The following is a 1287-nucleotide window of genomic DNA, read 5'->3' as shown; positions in this document are numbered from 1 at the left end:
GCCCCAAAGCCGGACAACGCTGGGAATACACGGATGAGCAAGTCCGCATACTTCTGCGCTGGTACGAGATTGACGAGCGAGGCGTTTTCCGTTACCGACAGGGGACGATTCGACGCCTCAAGGGCTGGGGTCCACGGTAAGGACCCATTCCTTGCGTCGCTCGCTTTGGCCGAATTCGTCGGCCCGTGCCGTTTCGGGGGCTGGCGCGCGGACGGAACTCCGATCGCCGTACCGCATCAAGCGCCGTGGGTCCAAGTCGCGGCGGTTAGCCGGGATCAGACGCGCAACACCATGCGGCTTTTCGGCCCGATGTGCTCTCCGAAGCTCATAGACCGGTACGGGGTTGACCTCGGGAAGGAGGTCATCTATTCCGCATCGGGCGGGGTGATCGAGGCGGTTACCTCGTCCCCGCGTTCGTTGGAAGGTGGCCGCAGCAGTTTCGTCATCATGAATGAGACGCACCATTGGGTGCAGGCGAATGCGGGTCACGACATGGCGATGACCATTGCCGGAAACGTCGCTAAGAGCCGCGGCGGCGGGGCCCGGACAATGGAGATCACAAACGCCCCGCTCCCGGGTGAGGATTCGGTGGCTGAACGGTCGTGGCATTCGTGGTCGAAGATCAGCGAGGGCAAGGCCCGGGACAGTGGCATCTATTACGACTCCGTCGAGTCTCCGCCGATCGACATGGGCGACCCTGACCAGCTCCGCGCGGGCATCCTCGCGGCTCGGGGTGACGCCACCTGGCTTGACGTCGATTGGATCATTTCCACGATCTACAGCGGCCATATGCCGCGCTCGCAGTCGCAGCGAATGTTCTTCAATCAGTTGGTCACGGCAGAGGATCAGCTCATTGCGCCGGAAGACTGGGACACGTGCGCCGTTGACGACGAGCTGAACGAGGGCGACGAAATCACCCTCGGATTTGACGGCGGACGGCGCGATGACGCAACCGCCCTCGTCGCCGTGCGCGTTCGGGATCGTTTCATCGCTCCGCTGGGTATCTGGGAGCGCCCAGAAGGCCCGGCCGGGGACGGCTGGGAGGTGGACCGCCAAGCGGTGGACGAGGCGGTCAGGAACGCCTTGGAGCGCTACGACGTGACGGCGTTCTTCGCCGACGTGGCGCTGTGGGAATCCTACGTCGATACGTGGAGCGAGGATTACCGGGAACGTCTCCTGATCAAGGCCGCGCCTCACTCGGCGGTGGGCCGGGATATGCGGGGCGGTCTCCGGGAACTCACCCTCGCTAATGAGCGGTTGGTGTCGGCCGTCGAGAACCGGCAGATA

1 protein-coding gene is annotated in these 1287 nt (G+C 63.9%); it reads left to right on the top strand.

What is annotated here, in order from left to right:
* Positions 1–33: 33 nt before the first annotated feature.
* The coding region (locus D7231_RS34985) for a terminase (protein WP_199739535.1) at positions 34–1287 on the top strand (1254 nt) is incomplete at its 3' end.

The organism is Streptomyces klenkii (genome assembly GCF_003626645.1).
GTDB lineage: Bacteria > Actinomycetota > Actinomycetes > Streptomycetales > Streptomycetaceae > Streptomyces > Streptomyces klenkii.
The sequence above is the reverse complement of the archived record's forward strand: the minus strand, read 5'-3'. Positions and strand labels throughout refer to the sequence as shown.